At 69.7% G+C, this 17,099-nt stretch carries 10 protein-coding genes and 2 pseudogenes; 6 read left to right on the top strand and 6 right to left on the bottom strand.

Going from position 1 to position 17,099, the window contains the following annotated elements; all coding sequences use genetic code 11:
• Positions 1 to 109: 109 nt before the first annotated feature.
• Both PIQ37_RS17660 and PIQ37_RS17655 read left to right on the top strand, forming a co-directional pair.
• On the top strand, positions 110 to 760 hold the full coding sequence (locus PIQ37_RS17660; protein ID WP_342074449.1) for an HD domain-containing protein: 651 nt from the start codon (positions 110 to 112) through the stop codon (positions 758 to 760).
• 131 nt (positions 761 to 891) lie between these two features.
• On the top strand, positions 892 to 3,408 hold the full coding sequence (locus PIQ37_RS17655) for an excinuclease ABC subunit UvrA (RefSeq protein ID WP_342074448.1): 2,517 nt from the start codon (positions 892 to 894) through the stop codon (positions 3,406 to 3,408).
• Between the two features lie 286 nt (positions 3,409 to 3,694).
• Here PIQ37_RS17655 and PIQ37_RS17650 read toward each other — a convergent pair whose 3' ends face one another.
• From PIQ37_RS17650 to PIQ37_RS20695, 4 genes and pseudogenes are all read right to left on the bottom strand, one after another.
• The gene (locus PIQ37_RS17650; RefSeq protein ID WP_407136965.1) at positions 3,695 to 4,573 is read right to left on the bottom strand and encodes an SDR family oxidoreductase; all 879 of its coding nucleotides are present in this window, start codon (positions 4,571 to 4,573) and stop codon (positions 3,695 to 3,697) included.
• Positions 4,574 to 4,983: 410 nt separating this feature from the next.
• A complete protein-coding gene (locus tag PIQ37_RS17645) occupies positions 4,984 to 7,266 on the bottom strand; it encodes a glycoside hydrolase family 3 N-terminal domain-containing protein (protein WP_342074447.1) in 2,283 nt (760 codons plus the stop codon).
• A gap of 218 nt (positions 7,267 to 7,484) precedes the next feature.
• The gene (locus PIQ37_RS17640; RefSeq protein WP_407136944.1) at positions 7,485 to 8,075 is read right to left on the bottom strand and encodes a hypothetical protein; all 591 of its coding nucleotides are present in this window, start codon (positions 8,073 to 8,075) and stop codon (positions 7,485 to 7,487) included.
• A 97-nt stretch (positions 8,076 to 8,172) separates the two neighbouring features.
• Positions 8,173 to 8,349 (bottom strand): annotated as a pseudogene (locus tag PIQ37_RS20695) (DUF4291 family protein); the annotation flags it as partial.
• Between the two features lie 462 nt (positions 8,350 to 8,811).
• Here PIQ37_RS20695 and PIQ37_RS17635 point away from each other — a divergent pair.
• From PIQ37_RS17635 to PIQ37_RS17625, 3 genes and pseudogenes are all read left to right on the top strand, one after another.
• Positions 8,812 to 10,197 (top strand): DUF763 domain-containing protein, encoded by a 1,386-nt coding sequence (locus PIQ37_RS17635; RefSeq protein ID WP_342074446.1) that lies wholly within the window; start codon positions 8,812 to 8,814, stop codon positions 10,195 to 10,197.
• A 290-nt stretch (positions 10,198 to 10,487) separates the two neighbouring features.
• The gene (locus PIQ37_RS17630; RefSeq protein WP_342074445.1) at positions 10,488 to 11,060 is read left to right on the top strand and encodes a phosphatase PAP2 family protein; all 573 of its coding nucleotides are present in this window, start codon (positions 10,488 to 10,490) and stop codon (positions 11,058 to 11,060) included.
• Between the two features lie 124 nt (positions 11,061 to 11,184).
• Positions 11,185 to 11,700 (top strand): annotated as a pseudogene (locus PIQ37_RS17625) (DUF6496 domain-containing protein); the annotation flags it as partial.
• 364 nt (positions 11,701 to 12,064) lie between these two features.
• On the opposite strand, the gene PIQ37_RS17620 reads toward PIQ37_RS17625, so the two are convergent.
• The gene (locus PIQ37_RS17620; RefSeq protein ID WP_342074444.1) at positions 12,065 to 12,415 is read right to left on the bottom strand and encodes a nucleotide pyrophosphohydrolase; all 351 of its coding nucleotides are present in this window, start codon (positions 12,413 to 12,415) and stop codon (positions 12,065 to 12,067) included.
• Between the two features lie 155 nt (positions 12,416 to 12,570).
• Between PIQ37_RS17620 and PIQ37_RS17615 the strand changes: the two genes are divergently transcribed.
• Positions 12,571 to 13,734, top strand: a complete 1,164-nt coding sequence (locus PIQ37_RS17615) for a zinc-dependent alcohol dehydrogenase (RefSeq protein WP_342074443.1) — start codon at positions 12,571 to 12,573, stop codon at positions 13,732 to 13,734.
• Between the two features lie 796 nt (positions 13,735 to 14,530).
• On the opposite strand, the gene PIQ37_RS17610 is transcribed toward PIQ37_RS17615, so the two are convergent.
• The gene (locus PIQ37_RS17610) at positions 14,531 to 16,633 is read right to left on the bottom strand and encodes a catalase (RefSeq protein WP_342074442.1); all 2,103 of its coding nucleotides are present in this window, start codon (positions 16,631 to 16,633) and stop codon (positions 14,531 to 14,533) included.
• Between the last annotated feature and the right edge of the window lie 466 nt (positions 16,634 to 17,099).

Below are 17,099 nucleotides of genomic sequence, written 5' to 3'. Positions count from 1 at the left end.
CAATGGCCGCCACATGCGGCTTGAACGGCGTCCACGTTCACACGCGTCTCCACGCGCTCACGCCGGCAAGTTTGGCGATAATGCCGGCCTGTTCCGTCAGGATCGCCGCATGACCGCTCTCACCGAACGCTACGCGCGCGCCGTGGACTACGCGCGCATCGCCCACGCCGGCCAGTTCCGCAAGGGCGGCACGGTGCCGTATCTGAGCCACGTGCTGGGCGTGTCGACGCTGGTGCTGGAGGCCGGCGGCGACGAGGACCAGGCGATCGCGGCGCTGCTGCACGACGTGGTGGAGGATTGCGGCGCCGGCCATGAGGGCGTGATCCGCGCGCAGTTCGGCGAGGCGGTGGCGGACATGGTGATGGCCTGTACCGACGCCACGGCCGAGCGCAAGGCGGTGCCCGCGGACGTGCCGGCCAAGCGCCGCGACTGGCGCATCCGCAAGCAGGCGTATCTGGCGCATCTGGCGCATCTGGCGCAGGCCCCGGATGCGGTGCTGTTGGTGTCGGCCTGCGACAAGCTCTACAACGCACGCAGCATCGTCGCCGACCTGGAAGATCCCGAGGTCGGTGCGGCAGTGTTCGAGCGCTTCACCGCTGGGCGCGACGGCACGCTGTGGTACTACCAGGCACTGCATGCGATCTACGCCGAACGCGGCGTGGCGGTGCTGCGCGCGTTCGCCACTGCGGTGACGCGGATGCAGGCGCTGGCCGCGCGCGACGAGGATGCCGTCATGCTGGCGGCGCCTGCGTTGAGCTGAGACCTGAGGCACCGGCGACGGTTCGCCTTTGCCGATGGCCGAGCGAGCGTGCTGCATCGCGTCCGCCGCGACACGCCGATGTCAGCCGACCGGCTAAGCTTGCGCGCTCCTTCGCGTTGCCGGTCACGCCCATGTCCACGCCTTCCGCTTTCGCCGCTTCCGGCTTCGTACGCGTCCGTGGCGCGCGCGAGCACAACCTCAAGGACGTGGACGTGGAGCTGCCGCGCGATGCGCTGGTGGTGTTCACCGGCGTGTCCGGTTCGGGCAAGTCGTCGCTGGCGTTCGGCACGCTGTTCGCCGAGGCGCAGCGGCGTTACCTGGATTCGATCTCGCCGTATGCGCGGCGCCTGATCGACCAGGCCGGCGTCGCCGACGTGGACGCCATCGACGGCCTGCCGCCGGCGGTGGCGCTGCAGCAGCATCGCGGCGCGCCGAGCACGCGCTCGTCGGTGGGCAGCGTCACCACCATCTCCAACTCGTTGCGCATGCTGTATTCGCGTGCCGGCACCTATCCGCCGGGGCAGGACATCATCCATGCCGACGGTTTCTCACCGAACACGCCGGCCGGCGCCTGCCCCACCTGCCATGGGCTGGGGCGCATCTACGACGCCACCGAGGCGTCGATGGTGCCGGACCGTTCGCTGAGCATCCGCGAGCGCGCGGTGGCGGCTTGGCCCCCGGCCTGGCACGGGCAGAACCTGCGCGACATCCTCACCACGCTCGGCCACGATGTCGACGTGCCGTGGGCGAAGCTGCCGAAGAAGACCCGCGACTGGATCCTGTACACCGACGAGCAACCGACCGTGCCGGTGTATCCCGGCTTCACCCTGGCCGAGACCCAGCGCGCGCTCAAGCGCAAGCAGGAGCCGGCGTACATGGGCACCTTCAGCAGCGCGCGCCGTTACGTGCTGCACACCTTCGCCAGCACGCAGAGCGCGCTGATCAAGAAGCGCGTGGCGCAGTACCTGATCAGCACCGCGTGCCCCAGTTGCGACGGCAAGCGGTTGCGCCGCGAGGCGCTGTCGGTGACCTTCGCCGGGCTGGACATCGGCGAACTGTCGCAGCGCCCGCTCGGCGAGGTGGCCGACCTGCTGCGGCCCGCGGCCGAAGGCCGCATGCAGGGCCGTTCGCGGCATCCGGAACAGGCGCTGGCCGCACAGCGCATCGCCCAGGACCTGCTGGCGCGGATCCAGGTGGTGGAGGCGTTGGGGCTGGGCTATCTGACCCTGGAACGCAGCACGCCGACGCTGTCGCCCGGCGAACTGCAGCGGCTGCGCCTGGCCACGCAGATCCGCTCGCAGCTGTTCGGCGTGGTCTACGTGATGGACGAGCCGTCGGCGGGTCTGCATCCGGCCGACACGCAGGCGCTGCTGGGCGCGCTGGACCAGCTCAAGGGCGCGGGCAATTCGCTGTTCGTGGTCGAGCACGAGATCGACGTGATCCGCCATGCCGACTGGATCGTCGATGTCGGCCCCGGTGCCGGCGAGCACGGCGGGCAGGTGCTGTACAGCGGTCCGCCCGCGGGACTGGCACAGGTGCAGGCCTCGTCCACGCGCCGCTATCTGTTCGCCGCGCCGAAGGCCGCCACGCAGGCGCCGCGCACGCCGGAGGGCTGGCTGCAGTTGCGGGAGGTCAGCCGCAACAACGTGGTCGCGCTGGACGTGGACATCCCGCTGGGCGTGTTCACCACCGTCACCGGCGTGTCCGGCTCGGGCAAGTCCTCGCTGGTCAGCCAGGCGCTGGTGGAACTGCTGGGCACGCAACTGGGGCAGGCGCCGGCCGAGGCGGAGGAGGAACTGGATCCGCTGGAGCGCGGCGCGCGCGTCGCCACCGATGGCTATATTGCCGGCGGCCTGGAACACGTGCGGCGATTGGTGCAGGTGGACCAGGCGCCGATCGGGCGCACCCCGCGCTCCAACCTGGCGACCTACACCGGCCTGTTCGACCATGTACGCAAGCGCTTCGCGGCCACGCCGGCAGCGCGCAAGCGCAAGTACGATGCCGGGCGTTTTTCGTTCAACGTGGCCAAGGGCCGCTGCGAGACCTGCGAAGGCGAGGGTGCGGTGAGCGTGGAACTGCTGTTCATGCCCAGCGTGTATGCGCCTTGCCCGACCTGCCATGGTGCGCGCTACAACGCCAAGACGCTGGAGATCGAGCTGCACGGCCGCAACATCGCGCAGGTGCTACGGATGACGGTAGCGGAGGCCTTGGATTTCTTCGCCGACGATATGCCGATCGCGCGGCCGCTGCAGGTGCTGATGGAGGTGGGACTGGGCTATCTGCGCCTGGGCCAGCCGGCCACCGAACTCTCCGGCGGCGAGGCGCAGCGCATCAAGCTGGCCAGCGAGCTGCAGCGCGCGCAGCGCCGCGGCACCGTGTACGTGCTGGACGAACCCACCACCGGTCTGCATCCGGCCGACGTGGACACGCTGCTGCGGCAATTGCACGGGCTGGTGGAGGCGGGCAACACCGTGGTGGCGGTGGAGCACGACATGCGCGTGGCCGCGTCCAGCGACTGGATCATCGACATGGGGCCAGGTGCGGGCGGGGCGGGCGGCAAGGTCGTGGCGGCGGGCGTGCCAGGTGTGGTGGCGCAGCAGGCCGACAGTCGGACCGCGCCGTTCCTTTCGGCGGAATTGGCAGGATGATCGGGCTAGTGCCTGTCGCGGCTGAAGCCGCTCTTACGATCGCATGACGGCCTGGCAGCGAATCAACCAAGGCCGTCGTGGCGGGTGTGCCGGGTGTGGTGGCGCAGCAGGCCGACAGTCGAACCGCGCCGTCACTAGCGGCGGAGTTGGCGGGTGATCACGGTGGCATTGCACGCGTTCTGCCTGGGATAAACCCACGTAGGAGCGGCTTCAGCCGCGACGGGCTGTCGCAGGAATGCCCGTCGCGGCTGATGCCGCTCCTACAGTCGCACGACGTGACGGCGAATCAACCCACGTTGCCGCGTCCGCCGACGCTGCTGAAGACGCTGCCGGTGGTGAAGCTGGATTCCTGCGAGGCCAGCAGCACGTAGATCGGCGCGATCTCCGCAGGCTGGCCGGGGCGGCCGGTGGGGCCGTCGGCGCCGAAGGTCTTGAGCTTGTCCATGAACTGTCCGCCGCTGGGTTGCAGCGGCGTCCAGTACGGCCCCGGCGCCACCGCGTTGACGCGGATGCCCTTGGGCGCGAGCTGCTTGGCCAGGCTCTTGGTGAAGCTGACGATGCCGCCCTTGGTGGTGGCGTAATCGAGCAGCGACTCGGGTGGGTCGTCGGCGACGATGGAGGTGGTGTTGATGATCGCCGCACCCGCCGGCAGGTGCGGCAGGGCGGCGCGGGTCACCCAGAACAGCGCGTAGAGGTTGGTCTTGAGGGTGTCGTCCAGTTGCTGGTCGTCGATGTCCAGCAGCGATGTCTGCGCCGTCTGCCGCGCGGCGTTGTTGACCAGGATGTCCAGGCCGCCGAGTTGCTGCACCGCCTGCGCGACGAGTTGCTTGCAGAATGCGGCGTCGCGCAGGTCGCCGGGGATGGCCACGGCCTTGCGCCCGGCCGCACGGATCAGTGCGACCACCTCGCGCGCGTCCGGTTCTTCCTGCGGCAGATAGTTGATCGCCACGTCCGCGCCTTCGCCGGCGAAGGCGATCGCCGCGGCGCGGCCGATGCCCGAATCCCCGCCGGTGATCAGCGCCTTGCGCCCGGCAAGGCGGCCGGAGCCGACGTAGCTGCGCTCGCCATGGTCGGGCACCGGCACCATCTTCGAGGCCAGGCCCGGCCATTCCTGTTTCGGCGTGTCGAACGGCGGCCGCGGGTACTGCGTGCGCGGGTTCTGCATCGGCGGGCGGGCGGCGCTGGTCGCAGCGGCGGGTTGCGCGCTGGCGCCGGCGGACATCGCCAGCGCGCCGCCAGCGGCCAGGCCGCTGCCGAGGGCGCCGAGCGCGCGACGGCGGCCGGCGGAGTGGTCGGGATCGTGGTCGTGCATGGCGCGGCTCCTGGCGTGGGGGAAGGCGCGGCGGTGCGCATCGCAAGCGCCGCCGGTGCGGCATCGTCTGCGGATGCGACGCAAGGATCTGGCGCGCGCGATGCGCGACATCGCTGCAGACGACATTCCTATCTGAGCGCCACGCGCGGCAGCACCATGTGAGCGCGCAGTGCCGCCGACGTGAAACGCCGCCCGCGTTGGCCACGCGCCTGCCGCGGTGGCGACCGCGTGGCCGCCACCGCCAGCGGTTGCCGATGCGGCGATCAGCCCAGCAGTTCGAAACTGGCCGTCAGCCCCGGTGCCTGCGCCGAGGGCGCTACCCACAGATCGAACTGGCCGGGTTCCACCGTCGGCTTGAGCGCCTGGCCGACGAACAGCAGATCCTCGCGGCGCAGCACGAAGTCCACGCTGGCGCTGCCACCGGCCGGCACCGCGACCTTGCGGAAATCCTTCAGTTCGCGCACCGGGCGGGTGATGCTGGCGCTGCGGTCGCGGACATACAGTTGCACCACTTCCTCGGCGTCGCGGTGGCCGCGGTTGTGGATGCGTGCGGCGATCTTCAGCGTGCCGCCGGCGGCCAGCCGCGACGTGCTCAAGGTCAGTTCGCCGTACTCGATGCGGCCATAGGTCAGGCCGTGGCCGAACGGGAACAGCGCGGTGTTGGAGATCGTGCGGTAGTGAGTAGTGAAGGGCGTCAGCGCGTTCGGGCGCGGATCCGGGCGACCGGTGGGCTTGTGCGCGTAGTAGTACGGCGACTGCCCGGATTCGTGCGGGAAGCTCACCGGGAGGCGCCCGGAGGGGCCGTGCACGCCGAACAGGATGTCGGCCAGCGCCGGGCCGGAGGCCGAACCGAGGAACCAGCTGACCAGGATCGCCGGCGCGTCCAGCACCGCGCCGTCGAGCACCAGCGCACGGCCATTGCTGAGCACCACCACCACCGGCGTGCCGGTGGCCGCCACCGCGGCCAGCAGCGACTGCTGCGCGCCGGGGATGCTGATGTCGGTGCGCGACTGCGCTTCGCCGGAGTAGCGCAGCGGCTCGCCGATCGCCAGGATCGCCACGTCGGCGGCGGTCGCCGCGGCCACCGCCGCCTGCACGCCGCCCGGCAATGCGTGTTCGAACGCGCAGCCTTCCACCACCTGCAACGCGGCCGGATCGGCCAGTTGCGCGCGCAGGGCCGTGGCCAGGTCGTTGCCGCTGTCGTCGCCGCCGAACAGCGTCCACGGTCCGGCGCTTTCCACCCAGTTGCTGGCCATCGGCCCGATCAGCGCGATGCGCTGGCCCTGGCGCTTGAGCGGCAGCAGTTCGCCCTCGTTCTTGAGCAGCACCACCGATTTGCGCGCCGCCTCGTGCGCCAGCGCCAGCGTCTCCGGACGCCGCTGCCGCGCCTGCGCGCGCTCGGGCACGATGCGCAGGAACGGGTCGTCGAACAGGCCCAGCGCGGCCTTGAAGCGCAGCACGCGGCGCACCGCGTCGTCCAGCCGCGCCATCGGCACCGCACCGTCGGCGACCAGGCCAGGCAGGTGCTGCAGATACAGCCCGCTCTGCATGCTGATGTCCACGCCGGCCAGGAACGCCAGCCGCGCCGCGTCGCGCGCGTCGCGGGCGTAGCCGTGCGCGACCAGTTCCAGGTCGCCGGTGTAGTCGGAGACGACCAGGCCGCTGTAGTTCCACTCGCCGCGCAGCACCTGGCTGAGCAGCCAAGTGTTGGCGGTGGCCGGCACGCCGGACAGCTCGTTGAAGGAGGCCATGGTGGTCACCGCACCGGCGCCGAAGGCGGCCTGGAACGGCGGGAAATACACCTCGCGCAGGGTGCGCTCGGAGATGTCGACGGTGTTGTAGTCCAGGCCGGCCTCGGCCGCGCCGTAGGCGGCGAAGTGCTTGGCGCAGGCGGCCAGCGCATCGGCATGGTCGATGCCCTCGCCCTGGAAGCCGCGCACGCGCGCCTCGGCGAAGCGCCGGCCCAGCAGCACGTCCTCGCCGCTGCCTTCCACGCCGCGGCCCCAGCGTGCATCGCGGGCGATGTCGACCATCGGCGCGAAGGTCCAGTCGATGCCGACCGCGCTGGCCTCCAGCGCGGCGGCACGCGCGGTGCGTTGCGCCAGCTCCGGCTCGAAGCTGGCGGCTTCGCCCAGCGGCACCGGGAACACGGTGGTGAAGCCGTGGATCACGTCGGCGGCGAACAGCATCGGGATCTTCAGCCGGCTCTCCAGCGCGGCCTGCTGCAACTGCTGGTGCCAGCGCACGTTGGAGCCGTTGAAGATGCCGGTCAGGCGTCCGGCGCGCGCCGCGGCCAACTGGCCCTCGGCGGTGGGGCGCACGTTGACCGGATTGGCGGCGGCCGCCGCATCGGTCTGCTGCGCCGAACCGAACAGGGTCAGCTGCCCGGCCTTCTCTTCCGGCGTCATCCGCGCGATCAGGGCATCGATGAAGGCCGGCGTCTTCGCCGGCGCGCGCGGCAGGGCCAGGCCCATCGGCACGTGCGACAGCAACGCGAACGAACCGGCGCCGAGCAACAGCCCGCGCCGCGTGGTACGAAACGTCATCGGCAAACCCCCTGTTTGGACCCCGATGGTCACGCTACCTCATCAGGAGCGGGAAGTTGTGATGCGGTGCACGATAATCGTGGGTCGGCAGGCGCGCTCCTGGAACATCACCGTGCATCCGCGTGATCGCGATGGGGCGACCGGCAGGGGGCGATACCGTCGCCAACGTGGGCGTAGATGTCGCGCTTGGCGCAGCCGCGCCTTGCTTGCTCAACCCGCTACCAATCCAGCGTTTCCAGAAAGCGCGCGGCCTCGACGTCGCTGCCCAGATAGGCGGCCAGCGACGCGGCGACCGCGTTGTGGGCAGTGGCGCACAGCGCGGCGCTGTCGTCGAATGCGGCATCGCCGAGTTCGGCCATGGTGTTGGCCATGGTCGCCAGGCCACCGAATGCGATCTCCAGGCTGGCGGCCAGCGGTCGGGGGCGCCATGCGCCGGCCCCGTGGAACGCGAACAGCACGCCGCCGCTGGCGGTATCGAGGATGACAGGGTCCGCGCCCTGGTCCGCGATCACCAGCCAGTGGTCGCGCCAGGCGGCTATGGGCTTGCCGTCGATCGCGTTCCAGCGGTAGCCGGCCTGCAGCGCCCACAGCTTGCACAACGGCGGAATGTCGAGCGGGTTGCCGCCGAGTTGCAGCGACAGGCCGGTCGGGCCGGCCGTGGCGTCGCGGATGTCGCCCCATGGCCCCACCTGCGCATAGAAGTCGGCGAGCGCTTGTGGCAGCGGCAGCGTGCCCTGCCAGTCGGATGCAGGTTGCGGACGCAGTTCGCCCCAGGAGGCGAGCAGTGTGCGGAGGGCGGCGTAGGACATCGGGCGTGTGGCGACAGTCGACGTGAGGCGCATTATGCCCGGCACGTGTCGCGCGCCGTGTGCGTGAGGCCGTGCCGGCAGTGCCTGCGTAGTGGCAGCAGGCGCGTGGCAGCCGGATCGCCAGGATCCGCTCCCGCCCTCGCTTCTGCGCCCAACCGGCGCGGTACATCGTCCACAGGAAACTGGGCTTGATCCAGCTCATCCGGTCGTAGCTGAACTCGCCGCCGAAGCGCTGGTGGTCCAAGACGAACTGCGCAATCGCAGGGCGATCCACCTGGTAGACATGATCGAATCGGTGTCGACGCACGACAGGATGTGACGGCCCTGGCGCGGCCAGCTGAGCTGCAAGTCAGCGTAAGGAACAGGATGCATCGTTGCGCTGCCTACGTCGACGCAGCAACGTCGTCGGTCCGCTGCCGCGCGATGCGTTCGCCTGGATCGGGACGCAAGCCATAACGCCTCCTTTCAGGGCTGAAGCCTCGACGGCAGGCGCGGTTGCGCGGAGGTGCTTGCCCTCCTGAGAGCGGCGCTGACTCCCTTCGGGATCCAGTTGCCCGTCGGCGTCGTCGAAAGGCATGCGCTGCGGGACACGCAACGAGCAGGGCCGATCCATGCAGCGCCCTGGGTGCTTTCGCGCGTGCGGCCGCACTGAATCACTCAGCCTGCGCTCGCCTCCAGACTCGCACGCTGAGACCCGCACTGGCTACCCTGGTGCACCCCGTTCCTCGGAGCCCCCATGAGCCGACGTTCCGGCAGCGCCGATCTGCCCCTGCACGGCGGTCGCGTGCCGCACTGGCTGGGCGCGCGCATGACCCGGCTCGGCGCGGTGATGTGCCAGGCCATCGTGCACAGCTATGGCCGCGACGAACTGCTGCGGCGCCTGGCGCATCCGTTCTGGTTCCAGTCGCTGGGGGCGGTGATGGGCATGGACTGGCATTCCTCCGGCATCACCACCAGCGTGCTGGGCGCGCTCAAGCGCGGCCTGGCGCCGCTGTCCGGCGAACTGGGCATCCACGTGTGCGGCGGCCGCGGGCGGCATTCGCGGGCCACGCCGGACGAGCTGCAGGCGGTGGGCGAGCGCACCGGTCTGGACGGCGCGGACCTGGCGCGGGTCAGCCGCCTGGTGGCCAAGGTCGACAGTGCCGCGGTGCAGGACGGCTTCGACCTGTACCTGCACGGCTTCATCGTCAGCGACGACGGGCGCTGGGTGGTGGTGCAGCAGGGCATGCACGGCGCGCGCAAGCAGGCACGCCGCTACCACTGGCTGTCGGAAGGCCTTAGCAGCTTCGTCGATGCGCCGCATGCGGCGATCGACGGCCCGCGCCAGGGCCGCATCGTCAATCTCGCCGATCATCGCGCCGCCGCGGCGCGTACGGCGCAGGTGGAGCTGCTGCAGACGCTGGCACCGGAGCGCATCGCCCGCGAATACGCCGCGCTGGAGGCCGCGCGGACGCCGGTATCGGCCGCCGCGGCGCCGACCCACGCCGCGCAGGGGCGGGGCGCCGCTGCGCCGGCCGCCGATGCGCTGTTCGCGGAGACCGGCGACCTGTTCGCGCCGGCGGCCGCCACGGTGCCCGAGCGCCGGCCGGCCGACCTGCCGCATCTGTCGTTGCCCGACCACCACGACGTGCGCGGCAGCGACATCGTGGTGCGGCGCCTGCACGGGGCGCTGGCCGCCGCCGCCGAATGCGGCCCGCGCGATTTCGCCGATCTGCTGCAGGTGCCGGGCGTCGGCGCGCGCACGGTGCGCGCGCTGGCGCTGGTGGCCGAGGTGCTGCACGGTGCGCCGTGCCGCTTCAGCGACCCGGCGCGTTTCTCGCTGGCCCATGGCGGCAAGGACCGGCACCCGTTCCCCGTACCGACGCGGGTCTACGACCACACCATCGGCGTGCTCAAGACCGCGGTGGCGCAGGCCAAGCTGGGGCGCGAAGAGAAACTGGACGCGATCCGCCGCCTGGACGCGCAGGCGCGCTTGCTGGAACCGACCGCACGCGGTCCGTCGGTGGAGGACTACATCGCCGAGGAACGCGCGCAGTCGCACGCCTATGGCGGGCGCAGTGTGTTCGGCTGGGAGCCGGCGCCGGAGGTGGTCGCAGTGGGGCGTGCCGCACGCGCGAGCTGAAAAGCGCGTGCGTGCGTTGCCTACGCTGCGCGCGAACAGATGCAGGCTGTTGTGCAGAAGCGGCGTCAGGGCGCCTTTGATGGCTTCGAGACCTACCAGGGGCTTGCTGTGGCTCAGGGGGCTGCCGGCACGCGCGGGGCGGCGGCTGGATCCGTGGCCGCGCTTGCGCCTCCGTCGCGCGCTGCGCACCACGATCTTCCCGTTCGAGCGATCGCCCGTATCATGGCCGCCCCGGCGCACGCCGTCGGTGGCTCCGAACGACGCGTACGCCGAAGGACGTTTTCCCCAGCATGTGGTCTGCCATCAGCAACTTCGGCGACGCGGCGATGACGCTGCCGCTGGCGCTCGTCTGCGCGTTGTGGCTGGCATTGGGGAGTGATGGATGGCGCGCCGCGGCGACCTGGCTTGGCCTGCTGGCGAGCGCCGCGGCCCTGGTCGGGGTGACCAAGATTCTCTACGCCGGCTGTGGGGTGGAACTGCGCGCCCTGCAGTTCCGGGTGATCAGTGGACACACCATGCTCGCCGCCTGCGTATGGCCGATGGCCTGCATGCTGTGCCTGCGCGCCCGTCCACGGCCGCGGCTGGCGATCGCCTGCGGTTTCGCCATCGCCAGCGTGATCGCCATTGCCCGCGTCTATGCGCGGGCGCACAGCCTGTCCGAGGTCGCGGCCGGTGTGGTGGTCGGGGCGGCGACGACGGCGTGCTATCTGCAGTGGCGCGGTGCCCCGCAGCTGCCTGCGCGCCTGCGCATGTACGCCATCGTGTCGGTGGTCCTGGTCGGCGCGTTGATGTACGGCCGACACGCGCCGATCCAGCATGCCATCCAGACCTATTCGCCGGCGTTGTGCGGTCGCGACAGCTGATTGCGCCGTCTTCCGCGTGCAGGCATATGCACGCGCGCTTCGCCTGTCGTATGCCTGCTCTTGACCTGCGCGTTGCTACACCCGGAGCCGATGGCCGTCGTGGCCGCTTTCAGGAGATGTATCGATGCCGGAGCAATCCACCTCCACCCGTGCGCGCCGTGCCAAGCGCGAAGGCAAGGCTGGCACGACCCAGGCCGGCGAATTCGTGCGCGAGGAAATCGACCGCGTGCGCGAGGGCAAGACCCAGGTGAAGTCGACCAAGCAGGCGATCGCCATCGGCCTGTCCAAGGCGCGCCGCGCCGGGGTCAAGACCGGCGCGTCGAAGACGGCGTCGAAAGACACCAAGAAGAAGGTTGCGCAGGAAGAGGCCAAGGGCGGCAAGCAGGCCAAGCCGTCGCCAACGCGCTCGCGCGGCGCCAAGAAGGCGCTGAAGACCGCCAGCAAGGGCAAGAGCGCAACGCAGACGGTGGGCAGCGAGGCACTGTCGACGCAGACCAAGCGCGCGGCGAAGAAGCGCAGTGCCAGCAGCCGCTCGGCCGCGGCGAAGAAGGCCGCGCAGACCAAGGGCGCGACGGTGCGCAAGAGCGCGGCCAAGAAGGCCGCGAAGACCCGGGCCAAACAGGCCGGTACGCGGACGGCTGCCGCGAAGAAGCGCACCGCGAAGACCGCCTCGGCCAGGAAGACGCCCGCCAAGAAGGCCGCGAGCAAGAAGGTGGCGAGCAAGACTTCTTCGGCAAAGAAGACTGCGACCAAGAAGACGGTATCGAAGAAGACGGCATCCAGGAAGACAGCGTCCAAAAAGTCGACGGCGAAGACCTCGGTCGCCAGGAAGACACCAGCCAAGAAGAGCGCATCCAGCAAGCGCACGACCAGCAAGCGCGCAGGCAAGACATCCGTGCGAAAACGCAGTTCGCGCTCGAGCGGCTAGTCATTCCATGGCGCGCGGCGGCGGATGCCACCGCCGCGCGTCGGCGCATCCGCGAGCGGCGCGATTCGCCGGGGTCTTACAGCTCGGTGTACTTGGTGATGCGGCCCTTGGCGCGCTCCACCGGATACTTGGCGGCGTTGGCCAGCATCTTGCGCTGCGCGGCGTCGATCGGATCGATCTCCAGCTTGTCGCACAACTGCACCAGATACAGCAGCACGTCGGCGATCTCGCTGCCGATCTGCTGCTTTTTTTCTGCAGACAGTTGCCGGCTCTGCGCATCGTCCAGCCACTGGAAGTGCTCCAGCAATTCCGCCGCTTCCACCGACAGCGCCGCGGCGAGATTGCGCGGACTGTGGAACTGACCCCAGTCGCGGGCGTCGGCGAAGGCGCGCTGGGCGGCCTGCAGGTCGTGGAGGCTGTCGGGCATGGCATCGGCTCGCAGTGGGGACGTCGCATGGTAAAGCAGCGACCACGCGCGCAGGCACTGCGGTCGCGACATCGGACTCACGGCGTGGTCACCGACGATGCACGGCATCGGCGGCGACACTGCGGGCACGTGTTCGCAGACGAAAGGACCTACCCATGCAAGCTCTGACCTATCACGGCACCCGGGACGTGCGCGTGGAAACCGTTCCCGACCCGGTGCTGGTCGAAACCGACGACATCATCCTCCGCGTCACCGCCACCGCGATCTGCGGCTCGGACCTGCACCTGTATCGCGGCAAGATCCCCGATCTGCACACTGGCGATGTGCTTGGGCACGAGTTCATGGGTGTGGTGGAAGAGGTCGGCTCGGACGTGCAGCGGGTGAAGAAGGGCGACCGCGTGGTGATCCCGTTCGTGATCGCCTGCGGCGAGTGCTTCCATTGCCGCCTGACCGAGTACGCCGCCTGCGAGACCACCAACACCGGCAAGGGCGCGGCGCTGAACCAGAAGGGCATCCGCCCGCCGGCCGCGCTGTTCGGCTACAGCCATCTGTACGGCGGCGTGGCCGGCGGCCAGGCGGAGTACGTGCGCGTGCCCAAGGCCAATGTCGGCCCGTTGGTGGTGCCGGACGTGCTGCATGACGAGCAGGTGCTGTTCCTGTCCGATATCCTGCCCACCGGCTACCAGGCCGCGGTCAACGCGGGGGTGCGCCAGGGCAGTACCGTGGCGATCTTCGGCGCCGGCCCGGTCGGGCTGATGACCGCGGCCTGCTGCCGCATGCTCGGCGCCGAGCGCATCTTCATGGTCGATCGCTATCCGTACCGGCTCGACTTCGCCCAGCGCACCTACGGGGTGATTCCGCTGAACTTCGAGGAGATCGACGATCCGGCCGACATCATCGTCGGCCAGACCGACGGGCGTGGCGTGGACGCCAGCATCGACGCGGTCGGCTTCGAGGCCAAGGGCAGCACGGTGGAGACGGTGATGGCCACGCTGAAGCTGGAAGGCAGCAGCGGCACGGCGCTGCGCCAGTGCATTGCCGCCACCCGTCGCGGCGGCACGGTCAGCGTGCCGGGCGTGTATGCCGGTTTCATCCACGGCTTCCTGTTCGGCGACGCCTTCGACAAGGGGCTGAGCTTCAAGATGGGCCAGACCCATGTGCAGCGCTTCATGCCCGAACTGCTGGAGCACATCGGCGAGGGCCGGCTGCGGCCCAACGAGATCATCACCCACCGCCTGAGCCTGGCCGAGGCCGCGCAGGGGTATTCGATCTTCGACAAGAAGGAGCAGGACTGCCGCAAGGTGATCCTGACGCCGTGACCATGGTGTGGCCGGGTGTCCCATGGCGGGCCACCCCGGCCCAGCCCGAGAGTGTTGGAACGGGCGGAAAACATGGTGCGTTGCACAACCCGCGAGGCGATCTCCCGCACTTGGGCAGGAGCGTTCGGCCTGCCTGGCGGGAGCGGGAGACGCTGCGCCAACCGTCCGTCGCGAACAGGTGAAGATTTCACGTCCCCTTCACCTTGCTCCGCTGTAGACACGCCGCCCCCAGGCTCGGGATAAGTTTTTCCTGCGGTCGCCGTCAGGCGGCCACGCAGGAGTGCTCCGTCCGCTTCTTGTCAAGTCCGTGACAAGCTTTCTAACCAAGAATCAATGACTTGGATGTTCCGGTGAGGTGAGGGCGGCATCGGCGGCTTGTCCACAGGGGGTGTGGATGACTTCTGCATAAGGTTGTGGATAAGGCCGATGCCGGCCCGTGACACAACAGTGTCAAGAGGGGTGGCGAAAAATTGACCAGGCGATTTTGCGGCGCCACTGGGCCGGCCCAGGTGTCCGGTCTCGGACCCCTGGTTGGGCGCATCTGGGGCTGCGGACGGTGGGCGGTGCATGTGGAATGGATCCCACCGTCGCCATAGTGGCCGCCTGTGCGGATGGCAGCCCACGCGAACATGAGCTGGTGCGCGACCAGCCGTCGAGGTCGTGGCGCCCCGGAACGCTGGTGTCCCCCGGCGTGTAGCGGTTCGCGCGCTGGCGCGTGCCGCCCGCGACCCGGGTCGGGTCGCGATCATCGCCATGGCGCCAGCGTGCGGCGCCATGGCGGAAAGCGCCGCCTCACTCAGGCCAGCAGGCGCAGCTTCGCTTCGCGGCTCCACTGGCGGGTCTTGGCGGCGTTGATGAAGCCCTTGCTGTCGCTGGCTTCGACCACCCCGGCATCCTTCTGCACGTTGCCGGCCTTCAGCAGCGGCTGCGCGCCGGCGTCGGCGGCGATCGCCTTGAGGTGGGCGAAGGCATTGCTGACGAAGTCGATGGCCGCCGACTCCTTGCTCAGCCGCTTGCCGGCCTCGGCCGACAGCACCACCGCCACGGCATCGAACACGAACGAGGGCGTGCCGGCCAGCTGGCCGTCGGCGGTCAGGCGCTTGCCGTCGCTGAGGACGGCGCCGCCGAGCTTGGGCGCGACGATCTTGACCGCGGCACCGGCGTCGGTGGCGGCCTTGCGCAGGTCGCGCACGGCCTTCGCGTCGGATCCCTCGTCGATCAGGATGCCGATCGCGCGGCCCTGCAGGGTGGGCTTCATCCGCCCGATCAACTGCAGCGCCGGCGACAGCGGCAGGTCCTGCGGTGCGATCTCCGCCGGCGGTGCCGGTGGCAGCGCATCCATGCCCAGCCCATCGGCGACGCGCTGCGCCAGCTTGGGATCGACGTGGCGCAGATGCCCGACCACGGCCTCGCGCACGTGCGCGGTGTCGACCTTGGACAGCTCGAACACCAGCGCCGAGGCCACGTGCGCCTGTTCCGGCTGCGTCTGGCTGCGGTAGAACATCCGCGCCTGGCTGTAGTGGTCGGCGAAGCTCTCGGCACGCACGCGGCCCTTGGCGCCGTCGTCGGGCTGGGTACGGTGGCTGACGAAGCCGCGCGTGGTCTCGCGCGGGCTGTCGGCCTGCAGCGAGCTGGGTTCGTAGGCGACGCGGCCCTTGGGCACGCCCATCTGCATGTGGCCGTCGCGCTGCATGTTGGCGAACGGGCACTTCGGCGCGTTGATCGGCAACTGGTGGAAGTTCGGCCCGCCCAGGCGGCTGAGCTGGGTGTCCAGGTACGAGAACAGGCGGCCCTGCAGCAGCGGGTCGTTGGAGAAGTCGATGCCGGGCACGATGTTGGCCGGGCAGTACGCCACTTGCTCGGTCTCGGCGAAGAAGTTGTCCGGCCAGCGGTCCAGCACCATGCGCCCGACGATCTGCAGCGGCACCAGTTCCTCCGGGATCAGCTTGGTGGCGTCCAGGTGGTCGAACGGGAAGGCGTCGGCCTGTTCCTGGGTGAACAACTGCACGCCCAGTTCCCATTCCGGGAAGTCGCCGCGTTCGATCGATTCGAACAGGTCGCGGCGGTGGAAGTCCGGGTCGGCGCCGGCCAGCTTCACCGCCTCGTCCCAGATCGTGGACTGCAGGCCGAGCTTCGGCCGCCAGTGGAACTTGACGAAGGTGCTGCGGCCTTCCTCGTCGAGCAGACGGAAGCTGTGGATGCCGAAGCCTTCCATCATGCGCAGCGAACGTGGAATGGTGCGGTCGCTCATCGCCCACATGATCATGTGCAGCGACTCGGGCATCAGCGAGACGAAGTCCCAGAACGTGTCGTGCGCGCTGGCCGCCTGCGGAAAGCCGCGGTCCGGCTCCATCTTCACCGCGTGGATCAGGTCCGGGAACTTTAGCGCGTCCTGGATGAAGAACACCGGGATGTTGTTGCCCACCAGGTCCCAGTTGCCTTCCTTGGTGTAGAACTTGACCGCGAAGCCGCGCACGTCGCGTGGCGTGTCCACCGAGCCGGCGCCGCCGGCGACGGTGGAGAAGCGGGTGAACACCGGCGTCTTCACCCCGACCTCGGTCAGCAGCGCGGCGGTGGTGTACTTGGCCAGCGACTTGGTCAGTTCGAAGTAGCCGTGTGCGGCGCTGCCGCGCGCGTGCACGATGCGCTCGGGAATGCGCTCGTGATCGAAGTGGGTGATCTTCTCGCGCAGGATGAAGTCTTCCAGCAGCGTCGGCCCGCGCGGCGTGGCGCGCAGCGAGTTCTGGTTGTCGGCAACCGGGATGCCATGGTTGGTGGTCAGCGGCGGATGCGTGCCGCCTGCGTGCTGATGCAGTTCGTCGCCATGCCCGCGCTGGTCGGCGGAGGCGCTGGTATCGACGGGCGTGCTGGATTTGATGGGCTTGCGAGGGCTGGCCATGGATGAGCGCTCCGAGGGGGGGAGGCAGAAACGACAGAAGGGTCACGCTGCAAATGGCTGCTGCTGCGCGGGAGAGAATCGGCAGAGCGTTTGGCCGATGCTGTGCCGGCAGGCGTGAACGGTTCGTGCAACCTGTCAGAGCGTGGCGTGAGATGGTGCGTCGGCATGTGTTCCAGTTCGCACAAAGCGCAGCTGCGCACGCAGCGTATCGCACTGCCGCCTCGTTTTCCCCGCGCTGGCTGCGGCGAACTGCGAACGTACCGTTGCTGCTGGCGGTCGACGCGCCGCGAGCGCCGAAGGGTGGTGCGGCATCGCCGCCAAGCTGGCGCCACGGATGGCGTCGGGCGGTCGCAACCGCTGCGCTGCCTGGAGCATATCGGCGCCAGCTTGGCGTTCGATCCCGGCGTGGCGGGCAACTGAGTGCAGCGGCGTCTGTCGGGAGATATCCGTCCGACCTGCAGGCCTG

Source organism: Xanthomonas protegens (assembly GCF_038442435.1).
Taxonomy (GTDB): domain Bacteria; phylum Pseudomonadota; class Gammaproteobacteria; order Xanthomonadales; family Xanthomonadaceae; genus Xanthomonas_A; species Xanthomonas_A sontii.
Note: the sequence above shows the minus strand (reverse complement) of the source record. Positions and strands in the feature narration are given on the sequence as shown.

Excerpts from the sequence above, each read along its gene's own strand:
- PIQ37_RS17660 (WP_342074449.1), top strand. The coding sequence starts at position 110 with ATGACCGCTCTCACCGAACGCTACGCGCGCGCCGTGGACTACGCGCGC.
- PIQ37_RS17655 (WP_342074448.1), top strand. The coding sequence starts at position 892 with ATGTCCACGCCTTCCGCTTTCGCCGCTTCCGGCTTCGTACGCGTCCGT.
- PIQ37_RS17650 (WP_407136965.1), bottom strand. The coding sequence starts at position 4,573 with ATGCAGAACCCGCGCACGCAGTACCCGCGGCCGCCGTTCGACACGCCG.
- PIQ37_RS17645 (WP_342074447.1), bottom strand. The coding sequence starts at position 7,266 with ATGACGTTTCGTACCACGCGGCGCGGGCTGTTGCTCGGCGCCGGTTCG.
- PIQ37_RS17640 (WP_407136944.1), bottom strand. The coding sequence starts at position 8,075 with ATGTCCTACGCCGCCCTCCGCACACTGCTCGCCTCCTGGGGCGAACTG.
- PIQ37_RS17635 (WP_342074446.1), top strand. The coding sequence starts at position 8,812 with ATGAGCCGACGTTCCGGCAGCGCCGATCTGCCCCTGCACGGCGGTCGC.
- PIQ37_RS17630 (WP_342074445.1), top strand. The coding sequence starts at position 10,488 with ATGTGGTCTGCCATCAGCAACTTCGGCGACGCGGCGATGACGCTGCCG.
- PIQ37_RS17620 (WP_342074444.1), bottom strand. The coding sequence starts at position 12,415 with ATGCCCGACAGCCTCCACGACCTGCAGGCCGCCCAGCGCGCCTTCGCC.
- PIQ37_RS17615 (WP_342074443.1), top strand. The coding sequence starts at position 12,571 with ATGCAAGCTCTGACCTATCACGGCACCCGGGACGTGCGCGTGGAAACC.
- PIQ37_RS17610 (WP_342074442.1), bottom strand. The coding sequence starts at position 16,633 with ATGGCCAGCCCTCGCAAGCCCATCAAATCCAGCACGCCCGTCGATACC.